This window comes from Pseudomonas sp. AIG (assembly GCF_977020205.1).
The window spans coordinates 1-3835 of record NZ_CDROCK010000110.1 but is presented as its reverse complement, the minus strand read 5'-3'; the positions used below and the strand labels follow the sequence as shown (position 1 = coordinate 3835).

The 3835-nt window shown below is 51.4% G+C and carries 2 protein-coding genes and 1 pseudogene; 1 reads left to right on the top strand and 2 read right to left on the bottom strand.

The annotated features are described in order from the left end of the window. Together ACWR1S_RS30650 and ACWR1S_RS30645 are read right to left on the bottom strand one after the other, a co-directional pair. On the bottom strand, nt 1–2802 hold a 2802-nt coding region (locus tag ACWR1S_RS30650), incomplete at its 3' end, for a calcium-binding protein (RefSeq protein WP_454566116.1). A 99-nt stretch (nt 2803–2901) separates the two neighbouring features. Further along, nucleotides 2902–3357 (bottom strand): hypothetical protein, encoded by a 456-nt coding sequence (locus tag ACWR1S_RS30645; RefSeq protein ID WP_454566115.1) that lies wholly within the window; start codon nt 3355–3357, stop codon nt 2902–2904. A gap of 396 nt (nt 3358–3753) precedes the next feature. Here ACWR1S_RS30645 and ACWR1S_RS30640 point away from each other — a divergent pair. Continuing rightward, nucleotides 3754–3835, top strand: a pseudogene (locus ACWR1S_RS30640) (TetR family transcriptional regulator); the annotation flags it as partial.

Genomic DNA, 3835 nt, shown 5'->3' with positions numbered 1-3835 from the left:
CAGATTGAACACATAGCGGTCGCTGCCCTGTCCGCCGCTCAATGTGTCATTGCCGACTCCGCCCTCCAGAAGATCATTGCCGCCACTTCCTTTTAATACATCGTCACCGCCTTTACCTTTGAGTACCTGGCTCAAAACAGAGTCGACGGCAGTAATAATGTCATTAGCCTCGGTCCCCGTGACGCTCAGCAGTCCCGCCGTCAGTTGTGTAGCACTCCACGTCGTGCCATCGGCAAACTCGATACGTTCAATTTGGTAACGCGCACTGTTTTCCTTGAACCAACCTTGCACAATCAGCTGGTCAAAACCATTCGTATGATGAAATACCAGCCCGTCACCCAGACTGCTGACTTTGATGTCTGCCGGATCAATGCCCTCGCCAAATCGCAACACATCCGATTCACCCGCGATGCCGGAGCTCTCTTGAATGACATCATTGCCATCACCCAGGTTGAATACATAAACGTCCGCACCACCGCCTCCTTCGAGCCAGTCGTTGCCTGCGCCCCCCTCAAGCGTATCGTTGCCCTGAGCACCAAACAGTTTATCGTCGCCACCTCCCCCCTGAAGGTGATCAGCGCCAGCGGTCCCGTAAAGTCGATCGTTTCCGGTACTACTCAAACTGACCAGATACTGAATATGCGCGGCGCTCCATACAGTTCCATCGGCGAACCGCACCTGATCGAGCAGATACGAACTCACACCGTCCTGATAAAAGTAATTTGCGACGGTGATCGAGTCCGTTCCTCCTTTAAACGAAAGCACCAAGTGGTCATCGATCCTAGCAGCTTGAATATCATGAGATGAAACGGTGGAATCAAAGGCGATGACGTCTTGGCTGTTGGTGCCAGTGTCGTAGTTGTTGATCGTGTCTTGACCCCAGCCAAGACTAAAACGATAAGTATCAGACCCAGCATCACCACTGAGAAAGTCATTACCCTTGCCGCCATCCAATATGTCGTTACCGGCGTCGCCATACAGTTTGTCCTTGCCGTCCAACCCGAATAAGGTATTGGACTGAGCGTCACCGTACAGCTCATCGTTACCCGTCCCGCCGATGGTATTACCGAGGCTGCCGAGTATTGCGGTGAAGCCCTGACCGTTGACATCACCAGCCGTGCGCAGGCTGTACAGCAGAGACTGGCCCCAGCTTCCGCCCGCGCTGTCCAGTGCCAGAGCGAACGCGATCATCGATTCACTGCCCTTGGCGGCGTCTTCGTTGTAGGCCTGTCGAAAGGTTTCGACCAAGGCCATAACATCGAAGCCGAGGCGATTATTCTGAAATGTCCATTGAAGCCCCTCCAGCAGCGGTCGCAAATGGGTCTGGAGCATCAGCGCGGAGCTGACATACAGAGCAAGTTGTTCATAGGACTGGATCAACTTGGCTGCGGCATTCGGCCCGGGGTTGGGAGTGCCCATATTGGTACCAGCCGACTGGATAAATGTCTTGCCGAGAAACGCCTCCAAAGCATATATCTTCCTGCCATCGTCAATGTAAGCACCGCGGCTATCACGTGCGAACCCGTCTACGCCACTCCACGCGTAGATGATCTTGTCTATCAAGCCCTGCCTAACCATGGGCGATGTTTCCCGCGTGAACTGCTCGACCAGCGCTTTCAACTCACCACTTGAATCTTTGGCCATTGCCTGGTGCAGATTTGAGACAGTTCCTACGCCCTCCAAATAAGGAAGCTCGCCTTCTTTTTGGCCGATTATTACCTGATTAAGTTCGATGGTTTTCAGTTTGTCGACGCTGAACCAGACATCACTCATGTCCAGAGTTGCACCTGTTGTGTCGGTGTAGCTACCTGTTTGCCGGATTTCATTACCGTATTGGTCCACCTTGACCAAATCGACAAACCCAGTGCTGAAACTTTGAACCTTGGCTTCAGCCATCGTTAGCAGTTCGCCCTCATTAAGCTTGGCATTGCTGTTGATATCTTTCCAAACACGCAATTGCGTAAACGCAACATCGCTTGCATCTATTCGTCCATCATGGTTGCTGTCTAGCTCAGCGAGGGCCGCAAAACCGTTGGGCGCTTTCTGTCCATTAACAAGTAAGGTGTTGTTGCCGAAGAGTTCGCTTCCATCGTCGATGAAACCATTGCCATTTCGATCCCATACGAGCAGTCCGTCATCCTTGCCTACCCAACCTGTATTCTCGGCAAATCCATTACCATCATGATCAAAGTAAATATTGGACGCTTTTCCCAGTGTTTCAACGCCGTCACCGTCCAGATCCAGAATCAATGGTGACACTGTCTGACCTGCGCCATCAAACGGGCCCTGGATGGGCCCGCCTTCGCCGAAAGGTCCACCGCCCCCTGACGATCCCGGGCCACCTCCACCGGGAGTATCCGAGGGGCCTGGAATGCCGTCAACATTGTCTTTGTTCCAAGTTGGCCAGACATCTCCTTGAAAACCCGACGGATTCAATCCGCCTGTTTCAAGCGCTTTCCATACGAAATCAATGCAACTGTTATTGAGTCCGTTATAGGTGTAATCAAACCCATGATCGGAGGGATACTTTCCAAACTCCATCATGTCAAAATACTGCGAATCGGTTAATTCAATCGTCTTTGACGACGAAGTATCCAGATATGTTTCGCTGTCGTTCGTGTAGACCTTTCCATGATCTGGAGCGTAGGGTTGCCCATGCTTCTGTTCATCAGGAGCATAACCGAAATCTGAAGTATTACCGTGACCGTCATTCAACTGATACCACATATGCCCAACAGTAGAAGACCCCCCGCCGGCCAGAGCAGTACCCTTATTTGCAATATTGATAGTTACGCTAGGCATCGCAAAATCCTCATTGCTCAGGGCAAATCATCCCCGACCAGAATCACTCTGGGTAGATTATTAAAATGCGAAACAGAGCAACTCGAGTACCGACTTTATTCAGCCGCTGAGTATCTTTCCGCAGTACATTAACGTCTGGCAAATCAGCAATTGATTAAGAAAAAATCCGGTAGTCACGCCCAGCATGGCCAAGAGAAGTGCGGCGATCGATGAACTTGCCGTTCTTTGGCGTACAACCCAGCCCGCCGCCAGCAAACCAATCAATGCGCCTGGCAAAGAGAACAGGTGTGCAACCACCAAAAGTCCATCCGGACGAGATCCGCCCTGATTTATCTGTAAATAAAAGACAAATATCATCGTTAAAGCGATCGATACGCCAGTCAAAAAGCCAGGACGAGGCCTTATGAAAACAGTGATTACAAGCGCAGTGCCTGCGACACCAAGGTAATACCATAGCCCTACGTACAGGCTGTCACCCTGAATAAGTACTGTGAATATTAAAAGCAGGAGCACCAAAGTGAAACCGACCACATCCTGAAAAAATGAATTGATCATGCGACTCTCACTGTTCAGTTCCATCTGCCGTCGACTCCAATGCACTTCCGCCAAGCACCTTGCGTAACTGACTAATTGAAGGGGCGCCCCCCTCGGTTCAGGGTTTATCTCAGTACTCAAAACATTCGATAAGCAGAGACACTGTGCGTGCTAGTCAACCAACTGTGCTCATCGATATTGGACAAGAAATAAAAGCCGGAAAGCTCTTTTGCCCGTACCGCTCTCGGCATTGATCAACATCGCGTTGAATCAGCTAAGGTGGCTGGCGATCCAATGTCAAGGCGCCACTACAAAAAAACTCCATCATCACTCAATTGGCCCGCTATCCCATGGAAGACGCCACCTATACCTCACCGCACCCGAGGCCTTGGTCACGCCGGGGACAAGTCGCCCCCACGGGTCGCGGAAAAGGCTGGCGTGAGTATCGGCTCGCTGTATCAGTACTTCCCCAACAAAGCGGCGATCCTGTTCCGCTTGC

Coding starts and splice junctions, on each gene's coding strand:
- ACWR1S_RS30645 (WP_454566115.1), bottom strand. CDS start 3,357: ATGATCAATTCATTTTTTCAGGATGTGGTCGGTTTCACTTTGGTGCTC.